The organism is Sphingopyxis solisilvae (assembly GCF_015475875.1).
In the GTDB taxonomy this organism is placed as follows: Bacteria; Pseudomonadota; Alphaproteobacteria; order Sphingomonadales; family Sphingomonadaceae; genus Sphingopyxis; species Sphingopyxis solisilvae.
Map to the genome: position 1 here is coordinate 125,759 of NZ_JADKYM010000002.1, position 23,665 is coordinate 149,423.

A 23,665-nucleotide genomic window follows, 5' to 3' on the forward strand; every position below is an offset into this window, starting at 1 on the left:
TATGGCAATCGACAATATCGACAGCCCCGCGCCCGTCGAGGCGGCGGCCGCGGCCAGGGGGCCATCCTTTCGTCTGCTGATGATCGCTGCCCTGTTGCTACTGCTGATCGGCGTGATCGGTGGCGGCTGGGCGGCGAGCCGTTGGTTGGCGGGCGATAGCGCTGCGCCGGCGACAAAGACGATCGACCCGGCAGCGGCGGGCGCAATGGTCGATCCGCTGCTCGTTGCGGGGGCTGTTCCCAAGGATGCTGCGCCGGAACAGCCGCTATTGATCGCGCCGGTCGATGGCGCGAACGCCCTGGCAGCGCGGGTTGCCGAGCTCGAACAACGGCTGTCGCGGATCACGCTGGAGGCCCAATCGGCATCGGGCAATGCCTCGCGCGCCGAAGGACTGCTCGTCGCCTTTGCGGTACGGCGCGCGCTCGATCGCGGGCTATCGCTTGGCTATCTTGACGCGCAGCTGCGGCTGCGTTTCGGCGACGACCAGCCGAATGCGGTCAAGACGATCATCGAGACGTCGCGCGATCCGGTGACGCTCGAACAGCTGCGCACCGATCTCGACACGCTGGCGCCGCAGCTGGTCGGGCGCGGCAGCGATGATAGCGGCAGCCTGTGGACGGCATTTCGCCGCGAGATGGGCGAATTGTTCGTCGTGAGGGCGGCGGGAACGCAATCGCCGCGGGCGTCCGAACGGCTGGAGCGGGCGCGTCGCTATCTCGCCGCCGGACAGGCCGACCGGGCGATCGCCGAGGTCGAGGCGATGCCGGGGGCGGCGGTCGCCAATGCGTGGCTGATCGATGCGCGGCGTTACCATGAGGCGCGGCGGGCGCTTGACCTGATCGAGACCGCGGCGATATTGGAACCGCGCGACAGTCCCGCTGCCGCAATTGCCCGCAGCACCGCGGCACCGACCCCCTAGCGCGCGTCCCGAAAGGGCTGCTCGCCATACAGAGAAAGCCCGTTTCCATGGCCCTCGCCGATCCGCAGCGCATCGAAGCGCTCGACCCGCTCGACCCGCTTCAGCTTGACGCCGAACTCAGCGACGAGGAGCGGATGGTCCGCGACACGGCGCGTTCCTATGCTACCGATGCGCTGTTGCCGCGCGTCACCTCGGCCTTTCTGGACGAGCGGTTCGACCGCGAGATCATGTCGGAAATGGGCCAACTCGGCCTGCTCGGTGCAACGATCGACCCCGAATATGGCGGCGCCGGGCTGAACTATGTCAGCTACGGGCTCATCGCGCGCGAGGTCGAGCGGATCGATTCGGGCTATCGTTCGGCCTGTTCGGTGCAGAGCTCGCTCGTGATCCACCCGATCAACGCCTATGGCAGCGAAGAGCAGAAGCGGAAGTATCTGCCCGGACTGACCTCGGGCGAACTGGTCGGCTGTTTCGGGCTGACCGAACCTGACGCCGGCAGCGACCCCGGCGGGATGCGGACGCGCGCCGAAAAGATCGCAGGTGGCTATCGCCTCAAGGGCGCGAAGATGTGGATCACCAATTCGCCGATCGCCGACGTGTTCGTCGTGTGGGCGAAGTCGGAAGCGCATGACGGCGCGATCCGCGGCTTTGTGCTCGAAAAGGGCATGAAAGGCCTGTCGGCGCCCAAGATCGAGGGCAAGGTCAGCTTGCGTGCGTCGGTGACCGGCGAGATCGTCATGGATTCGGTCGAAGTCGGGGAAGACGCGCTGTTGCCGCATGTGTCGGGGCTGAAAGGCCCGTTCGGTTGTCTCAACCGCGCGCGCTACGGTATCGGCTGGGGCGCGATGGGCGCGGCGGAGTTCTGTTACGAAGCAGCGCGCAATTATACCGGCGAGCGCAAGCAGTTCGGGCGCCCGCTCGCGGCGAACCAGATCGTCCAGCTCAAGCTCGCCAATATGCTCACCGAAATTGCGCTCGGGTTGCAGACGGCGCTGCGCGTCGGGCGGTTGATCGATGATGGGCGGCTCATTCCCGACGCGATCAGCCTGCTCAAGCGCAACAATTGCGGCAAGGCGCTCGATATCGCCCGCGTCGCGCGCGACATGCACGGCGGCAACGGTATCTCGGCCGACTATCATGTGATCCGCCACGCGGTGAACCTGGAAACGGTGAACACCTATGAAGGGACGCATGACGTTCACGCGCTGATCCTGGGCCGCGCCATCACCGGCATCTCCGCTTTTGGCGGCTGACAGCGCGAAGCCGCTCGCAGGCATCCGCGTCGTCGAACTGGCGCGGGTGCTCGCGGGGCCATGGTGCGGGCAATTGCTCGCCGACCTCGGCGCCGAGGTGGTCAAGGTCGAGCGACCGGGGGTTGGCGATGACACGCGCAGCTGGGGGCCGCCGTTTGTCACTGGCACCGACGGCGCGAATCTGGGCGCCGCCTATTTTCACAGCACCAATCGCGGCAAGTCCGGGGTGGCGATCGATATTGCGACGACCGAGGGGCAGGCCGAGGTCCGAGCGCTGATTGCCGACGCCGATGTCGTCATCGAAAATTACAAGGTCGGCGGGCTCGTCAAATATGGCCTCGATCCCGCGACGCTGATCGCCGATTTCCCGCGGCTGATCGTCTGTTCGATCACCGGCTTCGGCCAGACCGGCCCCTATGCCCACCGCGCGGGCTATGATTTCATCATTCAGGCCATGGGCGGAGCGATGTCGCTGACCGGCGAGCCGGACGGCGCGCCGCAAAAGGCGGGGATCGCTTACGCTGACATCTTTACCGGCATGTATTCGGCCGTCGCGATCCTTGCCGCGTTGCGCCGCCGTGACGTCACGGCGGCCGGTGCGCATATCGACATGGCACTGCTCGATTGCCAGGTCGGCGTGCTCGCCAATCAGGCCGCCAATTATCTCGCGAGCGGCGCGGTGCCGCGCCGCATGGGGAACGGCCACGCCAATGTCGTCCCCTATCAGGCGTTCGCCACCGCCGACGGCCAGCTGGTGATCGCGGTCGGCAATGACGCCCAGTTTCGTAAATTATGTGTGATCCTGGGCGAGCCGAACTGGGCCGATGACGCGCGTTTTGCGACCAACGCGGCGCGGTTGGCGAACCGCGGTACGCTGATTCCGCTACTGGCAGCGCGGATCGCGGGCTGGGAGGCCCAGCCACTGGCACTCGCGCTGGAGGAGCAGGGGGTTCCGGCGGGGCCGATCAACGACATGGCGGCGGTGTTCGCCGACCCGCAGGTGGCGGCGCGCGGAATGCGGTTCCGGCCCGAGGGTGCTTTCGTCGACGGGCTGGCGAGTCCGATCGTCATTGACGGCGAACGCATGGTGGCGTCGTGCGGCGCACCGGGGCTGGCGGGATAGGCTGGTTTCGACCGGTAGCGGGCATCTAGCCCCTCCCCTTCAGGGGAGGGGTTGGGGTGGGGTCCATCGGCCTTGCGCAAGGCCGATGGACCCCACCCGCTGCGACTAACCAGCAAGCTGGTAAGTCTCGCTGCCCTCCCCTGAAGGGGAGGGCGTAGTTCTACGCTACCGTCCGATCCCCACCCCAAACCAGCCACTCCAGCTTCAACTTCTCACCAACAAAAAAGGGGCGCCACTCCGGACGCCCCTTTCCCCATTTTTATCGATCGCCGGTGGTTCAGAACTTGACCGTGCCGGTGACGAAAATCTGGCGCGGGTTGCCGTAAAAGGCGGTCAGCGTGCCTTCGGTGCCGAGCGCCGAGGTCGGCAGGCCGTTGCCGCCGAGGATGGGCACACCGGTAGTCGGATTGACGTTGATGAAGGTATAGCCCGACGTTTTATATTTCTTGTCGGTCAGATTCTTGCCGAACACCCCCAGGCTCCAGCGGCCTTCGGGTGCGGTATAGACCAGGCTGGCATCCCACAGCGCGAAACCCTTTTGATCGATATAGGGATTGGGGATTTCGAACTGATAGGTTTTGCTGCGGTACGACAGGGTGGTGCCGAAACTGATGTCGCCGTCGCCGACCGGGGCGCTATAGGCCAGCGTGCCGCTGGCGGTCCATTTGGGTGTGTTCTGCACCTCGCGGAACGCCGCGACATCGGTCGGTTGACCGCCGATGTTGGTCACATATTCCTTGTACTGCGCGTCGATATAGCCAAGCGCGGTCGAAAAGGTCAGCCGGTCGCCAGCGGCTGCCATGTCTTCGCCCAGCCGCGCCCGCGCTTCGAATTCCAGTCCCTTGAACGTCGCCTTGCCGGCATTCGCGACGACACCGCAGAAGCTGGGCAGACCGCCGACGGTGCAGGCGACCGAGCCGGGGATCTGGACATCGGTATAGTCGGCATAGAAGCCGGCGAGCGCGACATTAAGCGCGCCGTCCATCAGGCTGCCCTTGTAACCAAGTTCGTAGCTGTCGACCTTTTCGGGCCGGAAGCTGAGGAAGGCGGCGATTTCTGCTTCGGTCGGCGCGCCCGGGATCGCGCCCGGCGCGTTGACGCCGACGCCGCGCGGGTCGAAGCCACCGCCCTTGAAGCCCTGCGAATAGCTGGCGTAGAGCGTGTGGTCGCTGTTCGGTTTGAAGGTCAGCGAAGCGCGCGGGGTGAATTTTTCAAAACTGCGGCTGCCGTTGAAATTGGTGCCCGGTGCGCCGAACGGCACCCCGGCGCCGCCGAATACCGGTGAGCCGCCGCCGAGATAATTCTGGCGCAGGATTGACGCCTCGCGCTTGTCCCAGGTGTAGCGGCCGCCAAGCGACAGGCTGAGCTGGTCGGTAAAGTCGAAGGTCGCGTCACCGAACACCGCGAACGTCCGGGTATCGACGTCGGCCCGCGTAAAGGCGGTCAGCCCGGCAAAGGTGTTGAAGATGCGCACGTCGAACAGCGTGTCGGCGGTTGCGTCGAGATAATAAAAGCCGAGCAGGCCTTTGAGGCGGTCGCCCTCGTACAGCAGCTGGAATTCCTGGCTGATCTGTTCGTTGAAATAGAAGCCGGGAACATCGACATCGACCGCGGGCAGCGCATCGAAATCGATCGGGGTCGCCGACTTGTCCTTGCGCCAGGCGCTGATCGAGCGGAGCGTGAGCGTGTCGGTGAGCGACGCGCTGACATTCATCGCCAGCCCATAGGCCTCGATTTCCTGTTTCGGATCATTGAGTCCGCCGCGGCTGTCGAACACCTTGCCGAGAACGGGCGCGCCGGTGACCAGCGACGGGATCAGGCGGTGACCGCCGCGCGGCGCGCTCTTGTCCTTGGTATAGTCGCCGGTGATCCGGATCAGCACCGGTTCGCCGTAACCGCCGAGCTCCACGGTGCCGCGACCGGCCCAGATATCCTTGTTATAATTGTCGAGCCCGGTGGTCAGGTTTTTGCCGAACCCGCCGCGCGACAGCCGCGCGACTGATCCGCCGACCCGCAGCAGGTCGCCGACCGGCGCGCTGGCGGTGACGACCAGGTCGGCTTGTTCGTAGGTGCCGAGCGTCCCCTTGATCTTGAGCGAAAAATCCTGCGGCAATTGCCGGGTCACATATTTGACCGCGCCGCCGATGGTGTTGCGGCCATACAGCGTGCCCTGCGGCCCGCGCAGGATTTCGATGCGTTCAACATCATAGATGTCGAGCACCGCCGCCTGCGGGCGGTTGAGATAGACATCGTCGAGATAGAGCCCGACCCCCTGTTCGAAACCCGACACCGGATCCTGCTGGCCGACACCGCGGATGAAGGCGCTGAGCGTCGAATTGGTGCCGCGCGATACTTCGAGCGTGGTGTTGGGGGTGGTCTGGCCGACCTCGGTGATGTCGATGGCGCCTGCCTTGGCGAGCGCGTCGCCCGAATAGGCGGTGATCGCGACCGGTACGTCGATCAGTCGCTCGTCGCGGCGGCGGGCGGTGACGATGATTTCATCGTCGCTTGTGTCGCTGCTCGCGCCCGTTTCCTGCGCGAAGGCGGCCGGGGCAAAGGCGAGCATCGGAATGGCGCTCGAAGCGAGAATGGCGCGGCGTAGCGGACGAGCGAAAGAACGCATGAAAACTCTCCCAGATAAAGAGCGGCAGCGGCCACCCCGGTCGTTTTTTTGGGCCTGATGCTTGCCAAGCCGCGATTCACCCAATAATGAAACATGAACCAAGTTTCAACTTGGAATATCATCCTGACGTTTTTTGCTTGCCAGTGGTGCGAAAAAGCCACGATGCAGGGGAAGCCGAGCGGAAGGGAGACGGGAGAGGTCATGGATCAGCCGCCAAGCGCAACCGGTGACAGCGTCGGCGATGCGCGCGACAAGACGCCGCGCACCGATCGCGGGCGGCGCACCCTGCGCAAGCTGCTCGACGCGGCGGCGGTCGAATTTGGCGAGCGCGGCTTTCACGAAGCGTCGATCAGCGGCATCACCCGCCGCGCCGGGACCGCGCTCGGCAGCTTCTACACCTATTTCGATTCGAAAGAGGAAATCTTTCAGGCGCTCGTCCGCTATATGAGCGAGCAGCTTCGCGACCATGTCACCCCGCTGGTGCAGGCGGCGCCCGACGAGATCAGCGCTGAACGCATCGGGCTCGAGTCTTTCCTCGGTTTCGTGCGCGAGCATAAGGAAATCTACCGGATCATCGACGAGGCCGAGTTCGTCGATTACGCCAGCTATCGCCGCCATTATGAAACCACCGTCGCGCGCGTGCGCCAGCGGCTGGAAGCCGGCGCGGCGCGCGGCGAGATTCGCGCCGATGTCGGGGAGATTCATGCCTGGGCGATCGGCGGGATGAACGTGTTTCTGGGCATGCGTTATGGCCTGTGGGACGCCGATGCCGACATTTCGGAGATTGCCGCGATCGCGAATGATTTTGTCGCGAACGGGCTGAAGAAGCGCGACTGAAACGCTCGCCCCAAATTGGTTGGAGTAATTTGATGTCTTACGCTTACTCGGCGCGAACAGTTTTTACCGACATGCTCGGTTCGCTTGATCATCTCGTCAGCAAGGCCATCGATGCCGGGATGACCGACGATGTCCTTGCGACAAAGCTGACAGACGATATGTTCCCGCTTGAGCTGCAATTTCGCGTCGCACTCAATCAGGTGCTGCTGGCGCTCAATCAGGTCGGCGGACAAGCGGTGCCGCTAGAAGAAAACGCGTACGGCTCGCTCGCCGAGGTTCGTCGGCGTATCGCCGCGGTTCGTTCACTGGTCGATCAGGCGGACCCTGCCGGATGGGCGGATGCTGACGGGCGCGTTGATTTGACGTTGCCGAATGGGGTGCGATTTCTGATGTCCGCCGAAGCGGATGTTCGGGACTGGATCATGCCGAATTTCTATTTTCATGTCACGATGGCTTACGCCCTGTTGCGCGATGCGGGGCTGGTCATCGGCAAGATGGACTTCATTCCGCATATGGCGCGTCACACCGTAACTGCCGCCAACTAGCGACGTCGGTCACATGCCTGTCCGATCGACTGCAACGACAGGGTTCAGGTACGCGAGACCAGAAAAATCGCGTGTTCGGCGCGCCATGTCGCGGCTGCGGCGCTGGTCGGCTTGTCGCCCGACAAATACCAGGCTGCCTCGACCCCGATCTCCTTGGCGCGCAGCAGGTCGCGAAAATCGCTGACCGTGACATGGTGGATGTTGGGGGTTTCGTACCAGGCGACGGGCAGCAACCGCGTCACCGGCATCCGCCCTCCCCACAAGAGGTCGAGCCGCACGCGCCAGTGCGCAAAATTGGGGAAGCTGACGAAAGCGCGCGGCGCGATGCGCAGCAGTTCGTCGACGACCCTGTCGGGTCGTTCGGTCGTTTGCAGTGTCTGCGACAGGATCGCATAGTCGAACGCGTCATCGGGATAATCGGCGAGGTCGCGGTTGGCGTCGCCCTGGACCACCGACTGCCCGCGCGCGATCGCGGCAGTGACATTGGCCGGGTCGATTTCGAGCCCGCGCGCATCGACGCCTTTGGCGCGCAATGCCGCCATCAACTCGCCATCGCCGCAACCGACGTCGAGCACGCGCGCCGATGACGGCACGGCGTCGGCGATGATCGCAAGGTCGGGGCGCAGCGCCATCAGAAACCCGATCCGAGCGCGCCCGCAACCAGCCGGTCTAACGCGGGAACATCGAGAAGGAAGCTGTCGTGTCCGAAGGGCGCCGACAGCTCGACGAAGCTGGCCGCGGCACCGACGCTTTGTAGCGCCTGCACGATGCGGCGCGATTCCGACGTGGGATACAGCCAGTCGGTGTCGAAGCTGACGAGGGTGAAGCGCACGTCTCTGGCGCGGGCAAAGGCACCCGCGAGCCGCCCGTCGTGCGGCTCGGCAAGGTCGAAATAATCCATCGCACGAGTGATATAGAGATAGGCGTTGGCGTCGAAGCGGTCGGTGAACGCCAGCCCCTGGTGCCGCAGATAGGATTCGATCTGGAAATCGGCATCGAAACCAAAGCTCTTGATATTGCGCGCCTGCAAACGGCGACCGAATTTTTCGGTCAGCCCGGCTTCGGACAAATAGGTGATATGTGCCGCCATGCGCGCGACTGCGAGCCCTTTCGTGGGCGCGCGCGCGCTGGCATAATATTGGCCATCCTGCCAGTCGGGGTCGGCCATGATCGCCTGTCGCCCAACCTCGTGAAATGCGATATTCTGCGCCGAATGCCGCGCGGCGCTGGCGATGACCAGCGCCGCGCCAAGCCGTTCGGGATAGGTCGCCGCCCAGGCGAGCGTCTGCATGCCGCCCATCGACCCGCCGACGACGGCATGAAGCCGCGATATGCCAAGGTGATCGAGCAGCATCGCCTGCGCGCGCACCATGTCGGTGATCGTGATGACCGGAAATTCCATGCCGAGCGGCGCGCCGGTCGCCGCGTCGGGACTGGCCGGGCCGCTCGACCCCATGCAGCTGCCCAGCACATTGGCGCAGATGACGTGAAACCGGTCGGTATCGATCGGCTTGCCGGGGCCGACCATGCGCGCCCACCAGCCCGGTTTTCCGGTCGCGGGATGGTCGCTCGCGACATATTGGTCGCCGGTCAGCGCATGGCAGATCAGCACCGCGTTCGACCGGTCGGCATTGAGCGCGCCATAGCTTTGATAAGCGATCGTCACCGACGGCAGTATCTGCCCGCTGTCGAGCGGCAGCGGGGCGTCGATCGTGACGCCCTGGTGCTGGATATGGTGGAGCAGGCTGGCCATGGTCCGCGCGGGGCTAAGCGGGCGCGCGAAGCGTGTCAACGTGCTGGACTAGACGCTGGACTCGGGGCGCACAGCCGTTAAACGGCGCCGCATGACCGACACGACGCAAACGCTCAGCCCAAAGCCGTGGATCAGCGGCATCGCTCCCTATGTTCCCGGCAAGTCGGCGGGGGCCGACGGTCGGCCGCTGATCAAATTGAGCGCCAATGAAAACCCGCTCGGTACGGGTGAAAAGGCGCGCGCCGCCTTTGCCGCGGCGCAGGCCGCCGCCGATGCGCTGTCGCGCTATCCCGATCCCGGTTCAAACGAGCTGCGCGCGACGATCGCGGCAAAGTTCGGGCTCGACCCGGCGCGGATCATCTGCGGCAACGGGTCGGACGAGCTGCTCCACCTCGCTGCGGGCACCTACGCCGGGGCGGGCGACGAGATCTTGTACGTGCGCTACGGCTTCGCGGTCTATGAAATCGCGGCGCGGCGCGTCGGCGCGGTGCCGGTCGAGGCCGACGACCGCGACTATGCGACCGACGTCGATGCCTTGCTCGCAGCGGTGACCGAAAAGACGCGCGTCGTCTATCTGGCCAATCCGAACAATCCAACCGGCACCCTGGCGTCGCGCGACGAGGTTGCGCGCTTGTACGCGGGTCTGCCCAGGAATGTGCTGTTCGTCATCGACCAGGCCTATTCGGAATATCTGTCGGAGGCCGAGGATGACGGCGGGCTGGAGCTCGCGAAGACGCAGCCCAATGTCTTCATCACCCGCACCTTTTCAAAGATTCACGGGCTCGCCGCCGAGCGGATCGGCTGGGGCTACGCCGCTGCCGAGGTGATTGCGGCGCTGCATCGCATCCGTTTGCCGTTCAACGTCACGCGCGCGGGGCAGGCGGCGGCGATCGCGGCGATCGGCGACGAGGAATTTGTGACTGCCAGCCGCGAACATAATGCCAAATGGCGGACTTGGTTGGCGGCGGAACTCGAAAGCCTGGGCAATCATGGCGTGCGCGTCGTGCCGTCGGCGTGCAATTTTCTGCTCGTGCTGTTCGAGGGCGAGATCAGCGCCGAGACGGTGTATAACCGGCTGATGGACGCAGGCTATATCGTCCGCTGGCTCCCGGGGCAGGGATTGCCGCACGCGCTGCGCATGACGATCGGCACCGAGGACGAGACGCGCGGGCTGGCGGCGGCGATCCGCGCCGCGCTGAACGGCTGATGCCAACGGCGGCGAGCGTCGAACGCGTCGCGATCATCGGCCTGGGGCTGATCGGCTCGTCGGTCGCGCGCGCCATCGCGGCGCGGCTGCCCGACACGGTGGTTACCGGCCATGACGCCAGCGCCGAAGTGCGCGACGAGGCGCGCGCGCTCGGCCTGTGTAACACGATCGCCGACGATCCGGTGGTTGCGGTCGCCGGTGCCGATCTGGTCATCCTCGCAGTCCCCGTCGGGCGCATGGCCGACGCGGCCGCGGCGATTGCCCCCGGACTGAGGGCAGACGCCATCATATCCGACGTCGGCTCGTCCAAGGCCGGGGTCGCCGATGCACTCGCCAAGACGCTGCCCGATCATGTCGTGATTCCGGCGCATCCGGTGGCGGGCACCGAAAACAGCGGTCCCGCCGCGGGCTTTGCAACGTTGTTCGAGGGGCGCTGGTGCATCGTCACCCCCGCCGCCGACGCGCCGGGCGACGCGGTCGCGGCGCTGACCGCCTTTTGGGAAGCCTTGGGGGCAAAGGTCGACGTCATGGACGCCGCGCACCACGACATGGTGCTCGCGGTAACCAGCCATTTGCCGCACCTGATCGCCTATACGATCGTCGGCACCGCCAGCGAGCTGGAAGAGGTCACCGAAAGCGAGGTGATCAAATATTCGGCGGGCGGCTTCCGCGATTTCACCCGCATCGCCGCGAGCGACCCGGTGATGTGGCGCGACGTGTTCCTGGCGAACAAGGATGCGGTGCTCGCGACGCTCCAGCGGTTCAACGAAGATCTGACCGTGCTGCAGCAGGCGATCCGCCGCGGCGACGCCGCCAAGCTGGAGGACTGGTTCACGCGGACGCGCGCGATCCGCCGCTCGATCATCGAACAGGGGCAGGACGACGCCGCGCCAGATTTCGGGCGGAAGCACTAAACCACACGCCCAACCTCCGTTCGTATCGAGCGAAGTCGAGATACGCACGCCCTGCGAAGCCTCCACGTGTCTCGACTTCGCTCGACACGAACGGGAATTAGGGGGCTTTATAGCCTTCGAGCAACGCCTCGGGCGGGTTCAGCGCATTGATCGCGCGCCAGACGCTTTCCTCGGCTTCTTCGCGCGGCAGTCCCGCCGGGATCGTCTCGCCGACCTTATAGGTGATCGTCCCGGGCCATTTGACCCAGCGGCGCGGCGGATAGGCGATGCCGCTGTTCACCGCGACCGGGATCACCGGCACGCCGAGGAGGCGGTAGATGCCGGCGAATCCCGAGCGGAGCGGCGGCGCCAGCCCATGCGGTATCCGCGTTCCCTCGGCGAACAGCACCAGCGGGCGATCCTTGGCCAGCGCGGCCTTGGCGGCGTTCAGCATCGCGCGCATCGCCTTGCCGCCGCCGTCGCGGTCGACGGGGATCAGGCCGTAGAATCGCGCCGCCTGCCCCCAGACCGGGATGTTGAACAGCTGTTCCTTGGCAAAGACGGCCGGATGCTTGAACAGGCCGGGCTGCTCGATCGTCTCGAACGCGCCCTCATGCTTGAAGACATAGAGCACCGGAATGTCGGGCATCTCGCCCTCGACGATGATCTTCTGGCCCAGCACGAAACGGCAGATCAGCCGGTGGAACTGCGCCCAGATGCGCACGAAGCAGATCGTCGCGCGGTGGGAGATCGGCAGCGAAATCACTGCACCGATCGAGCTGAAACTGCTCATCAGCACGAACAGGATCCAGAACAGGATCGAACGGATCAGGGCGATGGTATAGCGCATCGGCGTCGGTTACAGCCCGAGGAGGCCGCCGGCCAGCCCCGCCAGATATTTGTGATATTCGCGAAACAGCGTGGCGAAATTGGGTTCGCTGCGCACCGCGTCGGGCACGATCGTCACCGCGTCGCCGACCGCGCGGCCGATTTCATACTGCGCGCGGCGCATGTGCCAGTCGGTGGTGACCAGCCGCACGCTTTTATAGTTGCGCCGCGCAACCCAGGTCGCAACCTCGGTCGCGTTCGAGCGCGTATCCTCGGCCTCGAACCCCAGCGCGATGCAGCAATCGAACAGGGCTTGCGGGCGTTTATATTCCGCCGCCAGCTCGCGCGGTTTCACCTCGCGCGCGACGCCGCTGATCAACAGCCGCTTGGCGTCGCCTGCCTCGAGCCGCTCGAGCGCGCGGTCGATGCGTCCCGGGCCGCCGGTCAGCACGACGATCGCATCGGTCTTTTGTGCCGCCGCGGGCAAGGGCGGCAGCAGCGCAAACCACGCAAATCCGAGCACCCAGGCCAGGAAAATAAGGGATATCAGGCGCTTGATCATAAAATCTTCTTGAGCGCAGCGAGCAATGTCTGGCGCGCCGTCAGGGCTGCGAGCGCGATAGCCAATAGCGGCAGCGCCAGCAAGAGCACCCAGCCGGTCGGCCCCAGCGACGCGGTCGCCGCCAGCCCCGAGGTGACCCCCGACCATTGCCATCCAATCAGCAACAATAGCGCCGCGGCGACCGCGGTGCCCAGCGCAATGCCATAAGCGGTGTCGATCGCGATGCGCCGCTGGAACAGCCGGGTGATCTGGCGGTCGGTGGCGCCGATCAGGTGGAGCATCTCGATCGTCGCATAGTGGGTACCGAGCGCGGCGCGCGCGGTCATGATGACGACGGCGGCGCTGGCCAGCGTCATCAGCACGACCAGACCGCCGGCGATCCACGCCAGCGAGCCGATCAGCCGCGCGACCGGGCCCAACCATTCGGCGTGGGGGATGATGCGCGCGCCTGGCGCTTCGGCGGCGACGAGCGTACGCAGCTGCGCCATATGGCCGCTGCGGTCTTCGCCGACAAAATCGATATCGACCAAGGCCGGCAGGGGAAGCGAATTCAGCACCGGATCCGCGCCCCCGTCGCCGCTTGCTTCGCTGCCGAACCATTGGCCGAGCGTCGCCTGCAACTCCTCGCGGTCGACCGCGCGCGCCGCCAGCACAAAGGGCTGCGCTGCCGCCGCACGGCGCAGCGCCGCCGCCTGTTCGGCGCGCGTCACCGGATTGGCGGTGACGATCTGGACCGTGACGCGCCCGGCGATCGCGCTGCCGATCGCATCGGCCGATCGCGCCAGCCCGACCCCGGCGGCGGCGGCGAGCAGGGTCAGCATCATCAGGATTGCGACCACCCATGGCGTCGGCCCCGACAAACGGCGGTCGGGCAGCAGGCGGCGGTGCTGGACGGGGACGCGCGGGATCAGCATGGTCGGCGCGCCCCTATACCCGGTTCGCCGGCGGGTAGCGCAGCGCGCCGGTCGGGTCGGACAAACGTCCCTTTTCCAGCCGCATCATTTGTGCATTTTCAATCCGGCTGATCAGGTGGATGTCGTGGGTGGCGACGACGACGGTCGTGCCCAAGCGGTTCAAGGCCTCGAACAATCCCAGCAGGCGCATCGCCATGTCGGGATCGACGTTGCCCGTCGGCTCGTCGGCGACGAGCAATTGCGGGCGCGCGATCACCGCGCGGGCGATCGCGACGCGCTGCTGCTCGCCGCCCGACAGCGTCGCGGGATGCGCCTCGGCGCGGTCGCCGAGCCCGATCCAGCTCAGCATCTCGCCGACCGGTCCGGCCAGATCCTCTTCGTTGACCCCGGCAATGCGCAGCGGCAGCGCGATATTGTCGCGCGCACTCAAATGCGGAATCAGCCGAAAGTCCTGGAAAACGACGCCGATCCGGCGCCGGAACCCGGGCAGCCGGTCGCGTGGCATCGCGACCAGATCCTCGCCGAACAGGCGGACGATGCCGCGGCTCGGCCGCTGCGCCAGATACAGCATCTTCAGCAGCGAGGTTTTGCCCGCGCCCGACGCGCCGGTCAGGAAATAGAAGCTGCCGGGCTGCAGGTTGAAGCTGATGTCGCGCAAAATCTCGGCATCGGGGCCATAGCGCAGGCCGACCCCGTCGAATTCGACCATGGCCCCGGCCGCACGCGGCGCGCCCGCGGTCATGACGTCAAATGCGCGCCGAACGGCGCTTGGCGGACGGGTCGAAACGGGGGAGCGGCGGCGCTCATGCCCCGCCTGTTGCACGGCTGCCCGGCCAGGTAAAGCCGCGAGTGTGCAGGCTCCGGCGACGCGGCGCTTGCCACACCGCGAATCAGCGTGTTTAGAGAAGCACCATGATCCTTGCCTGCCCGTCCTGCCACACGCGCTACGTCGTGCCCGATACCGCCATCGGACCGGCGGGACGAACGGTGCGCTGCGCCAATTGCCGCCACAGCTGGTTCCAGGAGCCCGCGGTGCGCACCGCAGAGGTGCCGGCGCCGCCGGTCGAGGTCGGTGTTGCCGCCGCGCCGCCGCCAAGCGAACCCGCTTCGCCTGCGCCTGTGCCTGCCGACGTTGCGGTTCCCGAAGCCGCGCCGCCGCCGCCCGAAGCTTTTGCGGCCGATCCGCCGGCAGCGGCACCCGCTCCCGCTGTCGGTGATGCGCCGCTGCCATTTCGCCGCCCGCGCCGCAATCCGGCGAAGCGCTGGACGCTGATCGCCGCGAGCGCCGCGGTGCTGATGGTCGCGGCGACAGGGGGACTATATTATTTCGGTTTGCCCGGCTGGGCGCAGGGGCTGGGGCTGCCCGGGATGGCGGGTGAGCCCGACCTGGTCATCGAACTGCCGCCCAACCAGGATCACCGCGAGCTGGCCGACGGCACCATCTATTTCGCCGCCTCGGGGGTGATCATCAACCCGACCGATCGCGAACAACGCGTCCCGCCGATCCTTGCCGAACTGCGCGATGCGCAAGGGACGATCGTGTACAGCTGGACGATCAAGCCGCCGGTGCGGATGCTGCCGCCGAATGAAAAGGTCAATTTCAGCGAGGCCAAGCTCGACATCCCGCGCCGTGCGACGCAGCTGACGGTCAGCTGGGCTTTACCGAAAAGCTAAATCTTACAAGATGATCCTGTGACGTCACGCCGTCACAGACTTAGCGCCGCTGCCAGCGACAGCGCGAAGCTCGTCAGCGTCGCGACGATGATCGGGGCGAAGCTCCGCCATCCCTGATCGAGCAGCAGGTGCAGCCGCGCCTTCATCGCGGTGGCGACGATCGCGAGCAGGAGCAGCGCCTGCGCGCCGGTTGCGGCGCCGTCCTGCAGCGGCCGGGGAATGGTGACGAGCGAATTGAGCGCGGCGATGCCCAGAAAGCCGACGATAAACCACGGCAGCCGCAGCGGGATCCTGCGTGCGCCGTCGCCTTCGCCGCGCCGCCCCAGCCACAGCGCCACCAGCATCAGCATCGGCGCAAGCAGCGCGACGCGGGTCAGCTTGACGATCGTCGCAACCTCGCCCGCCGGCGGCGAGAAGGAAAAGCCACCGCCGATCGCCTGCGCGACGTCATGGATCGACGCGCCGATCAGGAACCCCGCCTGCGCATCGGTCAGGTCGAGTTCGGCGGCGAGCACCGGATAGAGCGTCATCGCAAAGGCGCTGGCGACGGTGATGCCGACCAGGGTCAGCGTGAAGCGCGCCTGGTCGACGCGCTTGTCGCCGATCAACGACCAGAGCGCGAGCGCCGCCGACGCGCCGCAGATCGCGGTCGCTCCGCCCGCGAGCAGCGCCGCGTGGCGATCCTGCGCGAACCACCGGGCGGTCGCGACCGTCACCACGATCACCGCGAGCATGATCAGCACGAGCAAGGCAAAGGGCAGCGGCCCCAGTTCGGCGATTTGGTCGGCGGTGATCCGCGCGCCGACCAGCACGATCCCGATGCGCAGCGCCGTCTGCGACATCAAATCGAGTCCGGCGTGGGTGCGGCGGTCCTGCGACAGGAAGCTCATGGCGAGGCCGATCAGCAGCCCCATCAGCACGATCGGCGCGGCATAATGGTCGGCGAGCCAGGCGGCGGCGAGTGCCGCGATACCGGTCACAAGCACCCCGGGCAGAAAGTCGCGCCAGCGCCGCCGTTGCGGCGGATGCGCTTCGAGCTGCATCTCGCCATACAGGTCGGCGGCCATCGGCCAGCCCGGTTCGGTTTTGGTCACTCCGGCATTCCCCATTTGCTTGCCGCCCGCGTCGCACATCGCCGCGCGATGGTCGATAGGCCATTGCTGCCGGGCCGCGCTCTTGCTAGAGGCCGCGCTCTATTTGGCACCCGTAGCTCAGCTGGATAGAGCGCTGCCCTCCGAAGGCAGAGGCCAGGGGTTCGAATCCCTTCGGGTGCGCCATTTCCCTCCCATCCTTATCGATCCCGCACGCTGGGGTTCTACGCCGCAGCGGTGATGGCGGGCGTCGACGTGCAGCGCGCGCTCGTCGCGGCGTCGACCGCGTCGCAAACGGCGCTCGCTACGAGGACGCTCTCGGAGAGTTTTGCCGCGATGATGGCGGCCGTCGGGGCGTCGAGATCGTCGAGCGCTGCTTCGACATGAAGCATGCCGCCGCGCCGCTGCGAGGACAGGGCCACCGGCACCAGCGTGCGTTGCGCAAAGACGCCGAGGATCCTGGGCAGTGCCTGCGGATCATAAGCCGCGACGATCCGGAAGCGCTGTCTCACGCCGCGAGCTGCCCGGCGCTTGCGATCAGCCGTTCGGCGGTTTCGTCGGCGGGCAAGCGACCCGAAAATGGCACAACCATGGTGGCCTCCTGTTCTGCGTCGCTTATCGCAGCGGTGGCGAGGTCAATCTTGCTCGATATTCCGATGCTTTAGCGTTATGCCGGTCAATATGTTGTCGTTATCGTCATCATGAGGATAAAATGACCGGACTTGATCCATTCGAGAAAAATATCATCCGCGAGCTGCAACTCGATGCCAGCCTGACCACCGCTGAACTCGCCGAGCGTGTCGGGCTGTCGCCGTCGCCATGCTGGCGCCGCGTCGACCGGCTCGAACGCGATGGTTATATCAAGGGGCGCGTCGCGGTCATCGACCGGCGCAAGGTCGGGCTCCACGCGCATATTTTTGCGCAGGTCAAGCTCAACGCGCACGGGCGCGCCAACCTCGACGAATTCAGCGCTGCGATCGCGGCCTTTCCCGAAGTGCTCGGCGCCTATGTGCTGATGGGCAATATGGATTTCATGCTGCGCATCGTCGCCAAGGACATTGACGCCTATGAGGCGTTTTTCTTCGACAAATTGAGCAAGCTGCCCGGGGTGCAGGAAATCAACTCGACGGTGGCGCTGTCCGAGATCAAGTCGACGAACGAGCTGCCGATCTTTTAGGTTCGGCGCCGCGCCGGTTTGACTCGGGCTGCGGGGTGCGCCAGATGCCCCGGCGTGGCGCTGGGGCCGAAGATCGGGGAGGAACAGGAGCGGATGTACGACCTGCTGACCGGCCTTTCGGTGATCGAGGCCTCGTCCTTCGTCGCCTCGCCCACCGCCGGGCTCTATTGCGCGCAGATGGGGGCCGAGGTGATCCGCGTCGACCAGATCGGCGGCGGTCCCGACTTCCGCCGCTGGCCGGTGACCGACGGCAATGACTCGCTTTATTGGGAAAATCTCAACCGTGCGAAAAAGTCCGTCGCGCTTGATTTGAGCCGGGCCGAGGGGCGCGAGCTGCTCCAGGCGCTGGTGCGCGCGACGGGGCAGTTCATCACCAATTTCCCGGTCGACGGCTTTCTGGCGCATGAAGCGCTGGCCGCAGGGCGGGCGGACCTGATCACCGTGCGCGTGATGGGCTGGGCAGACGGCTCGCCCGCGCTCGATTATACGGTGAACAACAGCGTCGGTTATCCGATGCTCACCGGCGCCGGTCCCGAACCGGTCAACCATGTGCTGCCTGCATGGGATCTGCTCAGCGGCGCCTATGCCGCCTTTGCGCTGCTCGCTGCGATCCAGCGGCGCACGGCCACCGGCGAAGGCGGCGAGGTGCGGGTGCCGCTGTCCGATGTCGCGATCGGCACCGTCGCCAATCTCGGCGGGGTGGCGGAGGTGCTGTATAGCGGCGCCAACCGGCCGCGGCTGGGCAATGCGGTTTACGGCCTGTTCGGGCGCGATTTCGTCACCGCCGACGGCCAGCGGACGATGATCGTCGTCGTCACGCCGCGGCAATGGGCCAATCTGGTCGCCGCGCTCGGACTTGGCGAGGCGATCGCGGCGGTCGAGGCGGCGCGCGGGGTCTCCTTTGCGACCGACGACGGCCTGCGCTTCACCCATCGCGACGCGCTCTATCCGCTGTTTGAGCGCGCGATCGCTGCCCGCAGCCATGCCGATCTCGCCGCCGCGTTCGACGCGGGCGGGATCGTCCATTCGCCCTATCGCACAATGCTGGACGCGGTGCAGGATCCGGCGCTGGTCGCGGGCAACCCGATCTTTGGCGCCGCGGACAACCCCAGCGGTTTCGCCTATCCCGCCGCGGGCGCCTTTGCGACCCTGCCGCAGGACGCGCGCCAGCCGCCACGCCCCGCGCCGCGCAATGGCCAACATAGCGAAGAAATTCTGGCGGACCGGCTGTCGCTGCCGTCGGGCGAGCTTGCCCGGCTGATCGATGCCGGTATCGTCGGTATCGCCTGAAACCTGGAGAATGATATGACCCTGCGCCGCGCCGCCATCGTCGCCCCGATCCGCACCGCCGTCGGCAAATTCGGTGGCGCGCTCGCCAGCCTCGATGCCGGACAGCTTGGCGCCGTGGTGCTGAAGGCGCTGATCGAGCGCACCAAGATCGATCCGGCGCGGGTCGACGATGTCGTGTTTTCGCAAGGCTATGGCAATGGCGAGGCGCCGAGCATCGGCCATTGGTCGTGGCTCGCCGCGGGACTGCCGCTCGAAGTGCCGGGCTATCAGCTCGATCGCCGTTGCGGCTCGGGGCTGCAGGCGATCGCCAACGCCGCGATGATGGTTCAGACCGGCATGTCCGACGTCGTCGTCGCGGGCGGGGTCGAATCGATGTCGAACGTCGAACATTACAGCATCGATGTCCGCAAGGGCGTGCGCGCCGGCAATCTGGTGCTCCACGACCGGCTGACCCGCGGGCGATTGATGTCGCAGCCCATCGAGCGTTTCGGGGTGATCAGCGGGATGATCGAGACTGCCGAAAATCTGGCGAAAGATTATGGCATCACGCGCGAGGCCGCCGACGCCTATGCGGTGCAGAGCCACCAGCGTGCCGCGGCGGCATGGGCGAAGGGGCTGTTCGACGACGAGCTGGTCCCGGTCGCGGTGCCGCAGCGCAAGGGTGATCCGGTGATCTTTGCGCATGACGAGGGGTACCGCGCCGACGCTACGCTGGAATCGCTCGGCGCGCTGCGCGCGATCGAGGCAAAGAATATCCCCGGCGCGGTGGTGACCGCGGGAAACGCCAGCCAGCAGAATGATGCCGCCGCCGCGTGCCTGGTCGTCGCCGAGGACAAGCTCGACGAACTCGGGCTCGAACCGATTGCCTGGTTCCACAGCTGGGCGGCGGCGGGCTGCGACCCCAGCCGGATGGGGATCGGCCCGGTTCCCGCGGTTAAACGGCTGTTCGCGCGGACCGGGCTTGGCTGGGGCGATATCGACCTGGTCGAACTCAACGAGGCGTTTGCGCCGCAGGTGCTCGCCGTGCTCAAGGGCTGGGGCTGGTCGGACGACGACAGCCGGAACGACATTCTCAACGTCAACGGGTCGGGGATTTCGCTCGGCCATCCGATCGGCGCGACCGGCGGGCGCATTCTCGCCAATCTGACGCGCGAGCTGGTGCGCCGCGACGGGCGCTACGGGCTCGAGACGATGTGCATCGGCGGCGGGCAGGGCATCGCCGCGATTTTCGAGCGCGCCGTCTGATGGATTTGCGGTCCGCGCTGCAAGCCGCCGATGCCTATCGAGCGGCGGCGGCGGATGCGCTCGCCGCACGGCTGGCGGCGCGGCCGATCGATCATGAGCAGCGCGCCGCGCATGGCTTCGCCTGGGTGGCGACGACGGTGGCGGCACTCGAAGCGGTACAGGGCTGGGTCGAGAGCGGGCGGGGTGCGAATCCACTCGACGCCAGGATCGCGACGCTCGCCTTCGCCGAAGGAATTGGCCAGCTCGTTGGCGGCCTGCCGATGGGGCAGAACGAGATGTTCCGGCCGGTCGACCTGGGGATCGGCGCGGCGGCGCGGACGCTTGCCGAAAGCTGCGCCGACCTGCTCGACACCGACCTTGCCGCCGTACGCGCCGAAGTGGCGGCGGCGCTCGCCGACGGTCACTGGCCCAGCGAGACGCTGCACGACGCCGACCTCGATGCGATCCGCGACCAGTTTCGCCGCTTTACCGACGCCGAGATTATCCCGCACGCGCATGGCTGGCACCTCGCCAACGACCTGATCCCCGACGCCACGGTGCGTGCGATGGCCGACCTCGGCACTTTCGGCGTCTGCATTCCCGAGGCGTTTGGTGGGCTGGGGCTGTCGAAGCTGGTGATGTGTATCGTCACCGAGGAACTGTCGCGCGGCTGGATCGGCGCTGGATCGCTCGGCACGCGATCCGAAATCGCCGGCGAGCTGATCGCGATGGGCGGCACAGCGGAGCAAAAGGTCGAATGGCTGCCCAAGATTGCCAGCGGCGCGGTGCTGCCGACCGCGGTGTTCACCGAACCCGATGTCGGATCGGACCTCGGCGCGCTCCAGACGCGCGCGCGGCGGGGGGGTGATGGCTGGATTATCGATGGCGCCAAGACGTGGATCACCCACGCCGCCCGGTCCGACCTGATGACCTTGCTCGCCCGCACCTTGCCCGATGCGAAGGGCTATGCGGGGCTGTCGATGCTGCTGGTCCCCAAGCCGCGCGGGAGCGAGGCCGACCCCTTTCCGGCCGACGGAATGACCGGCAGCGAGATCGAAGTCCTCGGCTATCGCGGCATGCGCGAATATGCGCTTCAGTTCGATGCGATGGCGGCGCCGGCCGACGCGCTGCTCGGCGGTGAGGAGGGGCAGGGGTTCAAGCAGTTGATGCGCACCTTCGAGGGCGCGCGCATCCAGACTGCGGCGCGCGCCGTCGGCGTAGCGCGGCGCGCGCTCGAACTGGGGCTCGATTATGCCTTGAACCGCAAGCAGTTCGGCAAGGCGATCGTTCATTTCCCGCGCGTCGCCGACAAGCTGGCGATGGGCCTCGTCGACTTCGTCAAAGCGCGCGAACTGAGCTACGCCGCGGCGCGCGCCAAGGACAGCGGCAAGCGCTGCGATATCGAGGCGGGGATGGCGAAGCTGCTCGCCGCGCGCGCCGCCTGGTCAAACGCCGACGCGAGCCTGCAAATCCACGGAGGCAACGGCTATGCGCTCGAATATGAGATCAGCCGCATCCTGTGCGACGCGCGTATCCTCAACATCTTCGAAGGCGCGGCCGAAATCCAGGCGCAGGTGATCGCGCGCGGGCTGGTCGAGCGGCGCAATTAGGCAGGGCGCGACGCACCGATCCCGCGATGGGACGGATAAGTTTGTCCGTTTACCGTAAAAAATAATTTGCTTTGCATCATGGTTAATGCCAAGCGCGCCAACCGCCACGAAGCGGGCATTTGGAGGGGTAAGACGCCGTTTCGGCAGCGCTGGACGCGGCCGAATGTTACCCCTGTCAAACTTGATTTCGACTCGTGATGCTCTATTCCACCCCGGTGCACGGCGATCCGGACAATTACATCAGCCTGCTGTCTGCCGCGCAGATTGAAACGTTGCGGCACGTTTATGAGCACAAAAATTCCAAACAAATCGCCCGCCTGATGAATGTTTCGCCGCATACGGTGGACGAACGGGTGCGGCGCGCGCTAAAAAAACTCAATGCTTCCAATCGGATAGAGGCAGCGCGTATCCTGGCGGTTAACGGTGTCTTCGATCATGTTACCCCTTATCAGCCTTTGACATATCAATTGATCGACCTAGGCGACGCTGCCCCGCCCCCCGATGCCGAAACGGGGCGCAGTTCGTTTCGGCGATTATTCGATATCGGTACGCCGTTCCCGACCGCGTCCCAGCCGGCCAACCGGCATGGGTTGATGGAAAGGATTATCTGGCCAATCTTGATCGCCTTCGCGACCATCTTGGCGTTTTCCGCTCTTTATTCGATCCTTGTCGGACTTGGTCAGCTGATGTCCTGAATGTCCGAACCGAATGCTGCGGGGGGGAAACCGGTAGCATTCTTTTTCAAGGAAAAAGAACATGCTGAATGAACGAGTTTCGGCCGCCAAGAAAATCGCAGCCGACCTGCACCAGGCCGAAGACGCCATCGACGAGGCGATGATCCGCATCGCACAGCTTGCCGCCACCCTGCCCACCGCGCGCCGCGAAACCAACATGTCGGCGATCGTCGGCCAGTCGGCGATGGCGAAAGTGGCGCACGCGCTGGCCGCCGCCGGCGAAGTCCGCCAGCTCCTGACCGACGCGCATCTGGCGCTGACGGTCACGCAGAAGGAAGTTGGTCTGGGGACGCGCATGTTCGGCGCCGGGGTGAAGCCGGCGAGCGCCCGACTGGTCGAAGACGGCAGCAACGACCAGGTCGCGGACGAAGTCGCAGTGACGCCGTTGGCGCAAGCCGTTTAACATCAGCAAGGGTTGACAGCCACAATGTGGTCCGTGGCGATCTATTATATTGTTCTGCTCATCACAGTGGCCGTCGCCATCAGGCGCGGCGGCCCCTTTGAGCGGTGGGCGGCCTATACCGCCCTGATCGCCTCGGTCCTCACCAGCGCGGTGTCGCCCTTTCCGACCTGGACCGATATAGAATTCAATATCTTCGTCATCGACGTGTTCGTTCTGCTCAGCTTCTGGTACATCGCCCTGAAAACGCAGAGTTTCTGGCCCTATTGGATCACCGGCTGGCAATTGATTGCCATCTTTGCCCATATCCAGAAATACATGTTTGCGGAGATACTGGCACGGCCTTATTCGCTGCTGTCCGTCTATATCTCGTATCCGATCCTGCTGCTTATCATCTATGCTGCGGGATCGTCCAACCGGAAAGCCGATGCCGCCGCCTGATGCTTGTGGCCCCGACGGGGTATGGCTGAATGCAGCAGTTTTCGAACCGAGAAGTTGCCGAGCTCAAGTCGCGGATCGACGAGATCCACGAATTGCTGGCCGCGCGTAGCGGAGAGCCGTCGTCCGCTTCCGGAGTTTCGCGGGGCGAGCCGCCGTCCGCGGCGCTGGTCCAGCAATTGTCGCTCAGCATTCACATCCGCCGTATCCGGCGCACCCATTTTGGCGATGCCGAAATGGCCGGGCCGATATGGGATATGATGCTCGATCTGATGATGGCGCAAAGCCGCGGCCGGTCGCTGAGCGCCAGCGATCTCGCGACCGGGGCCGCGGTGCCCTTGTCTTCGGGGCTCAGGATGATCGCCGCGCTCGAGCGTCAGGGCCTTGCCGAGCGCTCGATCGACGAGCGCGATCGCCGACGGACGATCGTTCGCCTGACCGAGCATGGCAACGAGCGAATGGCGAGCTATTTCGAGAAGATCGGCGCGGCGTCGCAGAGCCACCGGACGCTTGCCGCCTAGGGTCGGGAATCCTCGATTGCTCGAATCCGGCCCGCGGGGCCGCGCGATA

Annotated in this window: 25 protein-coding genes and 1 tRNA gene; 17 read left to right on the forward strand and 9 right to left on the reverse strand. The window is 65.8% G+C overall.

The annotated features are described in order from the left end of the window. Position 1: 1 nt before the first annotated feature. Genes IR187_RS02670 through IR187_RS02680 form a run of 3 tightly spaced genes read left to right on the forward strand, consistent with a single transcriptional unit; the run spans position 2 to position 3,295 of the window. Positions 2 to 919: a mitofilin family membrane protein gene (locus tag IR187_RS02670; protein WP_194953156.1), complete on the forward strand. Its 918-nt coding sequence runs from the start codon at positions 2 to 4 to the stop codon at positions 917 to 919. Between the two features lie 47 nt (positions 920 to 966). Beyond that, the gene (locus tag IR187_RS02675; protein WP_194953157.1) at positions 967 to 2,172 is read left to right on the forward strand and encodes an acyl-CoA dehydrogenase; all 1,206 of its coding nucleotides are present in this window, start codon (positions 967 to 969) and stop codon (positions 2,170 to 2,172) included. Continuing rightward, positions 2,162 to 3,295, forward strand: a complete 1,134-nt coding sequence (locus IR187_RS02680; RefSeq protein WP_194953158.1) for a CaiB/BaiF CoA transferase family protein — start codon at positions 2,162 to 2,164, stop codon at positions 3,293 to 3,295. Before IR187_RS02675 ends, IR187_RS02680 begins: the two co-directional genes overlap by 11 nt. Before the next feature lie 277 nt (positions 3,296 to 3,572). Here IR187_RS02680 and IR187_RS02685 read toward each other — a convergent pair whose 3' ends face one another. Continuing rightward, positions 3,573 to 5,861, reverse strand: a complete 2,289-nt coding sequence (locus IR187_RS02685) for a TonB-dependent receptor (protein WP_407699065.1) — start codon at positions 5,859 to 5,861, stop codon at positions 3,573 to 3,575. 258 nt (positions 5,862 to 6,119) lie between these two features. Between IR187_RS02685 and IR187_RS02690 the strand changes: the two genes are divergently transcribed. Continuing rightward, a complete protein-coding gene (locus IR187_RS02690) occupies positions 6,120 to 6,755 on the forward strand; it encodes a TetR/AcrR family transcriptional regulator (protein ID WP_194953160.1) in 636 nt (211 codons plus the stop codon). Positions 6,756 to 6,787: 32 nt separating this feature from the next. After that, positions 6,788 to 7,300 carry a DUF1993 family protein gene (locus tag IR187_RS02695; protein ID WP_194953161.1) on the forward strand — a complete coding sequence of 171 codons (513 nt, stop codon included), beginning with the start codon at positions 6,788 to 6,790 and terminating at the stop codon, positions 7,298 to 7,300. 44 nt (positions 7,301 to 7,344) lie between these two features. Here IR187_RS02695 and metW read toward each other — a convergent pair whose 3' ends face one another. Both metW and metX read right to left on the reverse strand, forming a co-directional pair. Continuing rightward, positions 7,345 to 7,932 (reverse strand): methionine biosynthesis protein MetW, encoded by a 588-nt coding sequence (metW, locus tag IR187_RS02700; RefSeq protein WP_194953162.1) that lies wholly within the window; start codon positions 7,930 to 7,932, stop codon positions 7,345 to 7,347. Then, a complete protein-coding gene (gene metX / locus IR187_RS02705; RefSeq protein WP_194953163.1) occupies positions 7,932 to 9,053 on the reverse strand; it encodes a homoserine O-acetyltransferase MetX in 1,122 nt (373 codons plus the stop codon). The genes metW and metX overlap by 1 nt, the downstream gene beginning before the upstream one ends. A gap of 91 nt (positions 9,054 to 9,144) precedes the next feature. Between metX and hisC the strand changes: the two genes are divergently transcribed. Together hisC and IR187_RS02715 are read left to right on the forward strand one after the other, a co-directional pair. Then, entirely contained in the window at positions 9,145 to 10,260 is a 1,116-nt protein-coding gene (gene hisC / locus IR187_RS02710) for a histidinol-phosphate transaminase (protein ID WP_194953164.1), read from the forward strand. After that, positions 10,257 to 11,174: a prephenate/arogenate dehydrogenase family protein gene (locus tag IR187_RS02715; RefSeq protein WP_407699066.1), complete on the forward strand. Its 918-nt coding sequence runs from the start codon at positions 10,257 to 10,259 to the stop codon at positions 11,172 to 11,174. Before hisC ends, IR187_RS02715 begins: the two co-directional genes overlap by 4 nt. 97 nt (positions 11,175 to 11,271) lie before the next feature. Here the strand turns inward: IR187_RS02715 and IR187_RS02720 are convergent, their stop codons facing one another. Genes IR187_RS02720 through ftsE form a run of 4 tightly spaced genes read right to left on the reverse strand, consistent with a single transcriptional unit; the run spans position 11,272 to position 14,166 of the window. Continuing rightward, positions 11,272 to 12,003: a lysophospholipid acyltransferase family protein gene (locus IR187_RS02720; protein ID WP_194953166.1), complete on the reverse strand. Its 732-nt coding sequence runs from the start codon at positions 12,001 to 12,003 to the stop codon at positions 11,272 to 11,274. A gap of 9 nt (positions 12,004 to 12,012) precedes the next feature. Beyond that, positions 12,013 to 12,543, reverse strand: a complete 531-nt coding sequence (locus IR187_RS02725) for a YdcF family protein (RefSeq protein ID WP_194953167.1) — start codon at positions 12,541 to 12,543, stop codon at positions 12,013 to 12,015. Further along, positions 12,540 to 13,457 (reverse strand): cell division protein FtsX, encoded by a 918-nt coding sequence (locus IR187_RS02730; RefSeq protein ID WP_194953168.1) that lies wholly within the window; start codon positions 13,455 to 13,457, stop codon positions 12,540 to 12,542. Before IR187_RS02730 ends, IR187_RS02725 begins: the two co-directional genes overlap by 4 nt. Positions 13,458 to 13,470: 13 nt before the next feature. Further along, positions 13,471 to 14,166, reverse strand: a complete 696-nt coding sequence (gene ftsE / locus IR187_RS02735) for a cell division ATP-binding protein FtsE (RefSeq protein WP_228765495.1) — start codon at positions 14,164 to 14,166, stop codon at positions 13,471 to 13,473. 203 nt (positions 14,167 to 14,369) lie between these two features. Here ftsE and IR187_RS02740 point away from each other — a divergent pair, with 203 nt between their 5' ends. Then, the gene (locus IR187_RS02740) at positions 14,370 to 15,131 is read left to right on the forward strand and encodes a zinc-ribbon domain-containing protein (protein ID WP_194953170.1); all 762 of its coding nucleotides are present in this window, start codon (positions 14,370 to 14,372) and stop codon (positions 15,129 to 15,131) included. 32 nt (positions 15,132 to 15,163) lie between these two features. Here the strand turns inward: IR187_RS02740 and IR187_RS02745 are convergent, their stop codons facing one another. Next, a complete protein-coding gene (locus IR187_RS02745; RefSeq protein WP_407699067.1) occupies positions 15,164 to 16,198 on the reverse strand; it encodes a YeiH family protein in 1,035 nt (344 codons plus the stop codon). Between the two features lie 133 nt (positions 16,199 to 16,331). On the opposite strand from IR187_RS02745, the gene IR187_RS02750 reads away from it, so the two are divergent. Further along, positions 16,332 to 16,408 (forward strand) — tRNA-Arg (locus tag IR187_RS02750). A gap of 38 nt (positions 16,409 to 16,446) precedes the next feature. Here IR187_RS02750 and IR187_RS02755 read toward each other — a convergent pair. Then, entirely contained in the window at positions 16,447 to 16,734 is a 288-nt protein-coding gene (locus tag IR187_RS02755; protein ID WP_194953172.1) for a hypothetical protein, read from the reverse strand. A gap of 200 nt (positions 16,735 to 16,934) precedes the next feature. Between IR187_RS02755 and IR187_RS02760 the strand changes: the two genes are divergently transcribed. The 8 genes from IR187_RS02760 (at position 16,935) to IR187_RS02795 (ending at position 23,616) form a co-directional block, all read left to right on the forward strand. Beyond that, the gene (locus IR187_RS02760) at positions 16,935 to 17,399 is read left to right on the forward strand and encodes an Lrp/AsnC family transcriptional regulator (protein WP_194953173.1); all 465 of its coding nucleotides are present in this window, start codon (positions 16,935 to 16,937) and stop codon (positions 17,397 to 17,399) included. Positions 17,400 to 17,492: 93 nt separating this feature from the next. Further along, a complete protein-coding gene (locus IR187_RS02765) occupies positions 17,493 to 18,689 on the forward strand; it encodes a CoA transferase (RefSeq protein ID WP_194953255.1) in 1,197 nt (398 codons plus the stop codon). Between the two features lie 15 nt (positions 18,690 to 18,704). Next, entirely contained in the window at positions 18,705 to 19,934 is a 1,230-nt protein-coding gene (locus IR187_RS02770; protein WP_194953174.1) for an acetyl-CoA C-acetyltransferase, read from the forward strand. After that, entirely contained in the window at positions 19,934 to 21,523 is a 1,590-nt protein-coding gene (locus tag IR187_RS02775) for an acyl-CoA dehydrogenase family protein (protein ID WP_194953175.1), read from the forward strand. The genes IR187_RS02770 and IR187_RS02775 overlap by 1 nt, the downstream gene beginning before the upstream one ends. Before the next feature lie 197 nt (positions 21,524 to 21,720). After that, a complete protein-coding gene (locus tag IR187_RS02780; RefSeq protein WP_228765496.1) occupies positions 21,721 to 22,218 on the forward strand; it encodes a response regulator transcription factor in 498 nt (165 codons plus the stop codon). A 61-nt stretch (positions 22,219 to 22,279) separates the two neighbouring features. Continuing rightward, positions 22,280 to 22,660, forward strand: a complete 381-nt coding sequence (locus tag IR187_RS02785) for a hypothetical protein (protein ID WP_194953177.1) — start codon at positions 22,280 to 22,282, stop codon at positions 22,658 to 22,660. 24 nt (positions 22,661 to 22,684) lie between these two features. Further along, on the forward strand, positions 22,685 to 23,098 hold the full coding sequence (locus tag IR187_RS02790; RefSeq protein WP_194953256.1) for a hypothetical protein: 414 nt from the start codon (positions 22,685 to 22,687) through the stop codon (positions 23,096 to 23,098). Positions 23,099 to 23,127: 29 nt separating this feature from the next. Beyond that, positions 23,128 to 23,616 carry a MarR family winged helix-turn-helix transcriptional regulator gene (locus tag IR187_RS02795; RefSeq protein WP_194953178.1) on the forward strand — a complete coding sequence of 163 codons (489 nt, stop codon included), beginning with the start codon at positions 23,128 to 23,130 and terminating at the stop codon, positions 23,614 to 23,616. Positions 23,617 to 23,665 lie beyond the last annotated feature (49 nt).

Coding starts and splice junctions, on each gene's coding strand:
- IR187_RS02670 (WP_194953156.1), top strand. CDS start 2: ATGGCAATCGACAATATCGACAGCCCCGCGCCCGTCGAGGCGGCGGCC.
- IR187_RS02675 (WP_194953157.1), top strand. CDS start 967: ATGGCCCTCGCCGATCCGCAGCGCATCGAAGCGCTCGACCCGCTCGAC.
- IR187_RS02685 (WP_407699065.1), bottom strand. CDS start 5,861: ATGCTCGCCTTTGCCCCGGCCGCCTTCGCGCAGGAAACGGGCGCGAGC.
- IR187_RS02690 (WP_194953160.1), top strand. CDS start 6,120: ATGGATCAGCCGCCAAGCGCAACCGGTGACAGCGTCGGCGATGCGCGC.
- IR187_RS02695 (WP_194953161.1), top strand. CDS start 6,788: ATGTCTTACGCTTACTCGGCGCGAACAGTTTTTACCGACATGCTCGGT.
- metW (WP_194953162.1), bottom strand. CDS start 7,932: ATGGCGCTGCGCCCCGACCTTGCGATCATCGCCGACGCCGTGCCGTCA.
- metX (WP_194953163.1), bottom strand. CDS start 9,053: ATGGCCAGCCTGCTCCACCATATCCAGCACCAGGGCGTCACGATCGAC.
- hisC (WP_194953164.1), top strand. CDS start 9,145: ATGACCGACACGACGCAAACGCTCAGCCCAAAGCCGTGGATCAGCGGC.
- IR187_RS02720 (WP_194953166.1), bottom strand. CDS start 12,003: ATGCGCTATACCATCGCCCTGATCCGTTCGATCCTGTTCTGGATCCTG.
- IR187_RS02725 (WP_194953167.1), bottom strand. CDS start 12,543: ATGATCAAGCGCCTGATATCCCTTATTTTCCTGGCCTGGGTGCTCGGA.
- IR187_RS02730 (WP_194953168.1), bottom strand. CDS start 13,457: ATGCTGATCCCGCGCGTCCCCGTCCAGCACCGCCGCCTGCTGCCCGAC.
- ftsE (WP_228765495.1), bottom strand. CDS start 14,166: ATGGTCGAATTCGACGGGGTCGGCCTGCGCTATGGCCCCGATGCCGAG.
- IR187_RS02740 (WP_194953170.1), top strand. CDS start 14,370: ATGATCCTTGCCTGCCCGTCCTGCCACACGCGCTACGTCGTGCCCGAT.
- IR187_RS02745 (WP_407699067.1), bottom strand. CDS start 16,198: ATGGCCGCCGACCTGTATGGCGAGATGCAGCTCGAAGCGCATCCGCCG.
- IR187_RS02760 (WP_194953173.1), top strand. CDS start 16,935: ATGACCGGACTTGATCCATTCGAGAAAAATATCATCCGCGAGCTGCAA.
- IR187_RS02765 (WP_194953255.1), top strand. CDS start 17,493: ATGTACGACCTGCTGACCGGCCTTTCGGTGATCGAGGCCTCGTCCTTC.
- IR187_RS02770 (WP_194953174.1), top strand. CDS start 18,705: ATGACCCTGCGCCGCGCCGCCATCGTCGCCCCGATCCGCACCGCCGTC.
- IR187_RS02775 (WP_194953175.1), top strand. CDS start 19,934: ATGGATTTGCGGTCCGCGCTGCAAGCCGCCGATGCCTATCGAGCGGCG.
- IR187_RS02780 (WP_228765496.1), top strand. CDS start 21,721: ATGCTCTATTCCACCCCGGTGCACGGCGATCCGGACAATTACATCAGC.
- IR187_RS02785 (WP_194953177.1), top strand. CDS start 22,280: ATGCTGAATGAACGAGTTTCGGCCGCCAAGAAAATCGCAGCCGACCTG.
- IR187_RS02790 (WP_194953256.1), top strand. CDS start 22,685: ATGTGGTCCGTGGCGATCTATTATATTGTTCTGCTCATCACAGTGGCC.
- IR187_RS02795 (WP_194953178.1), top strand. CDS start 23,128: ATGCAGCAGTTTTCGAACCGAGAAGTTGCCGAGCTCAAGTCGCGGATC.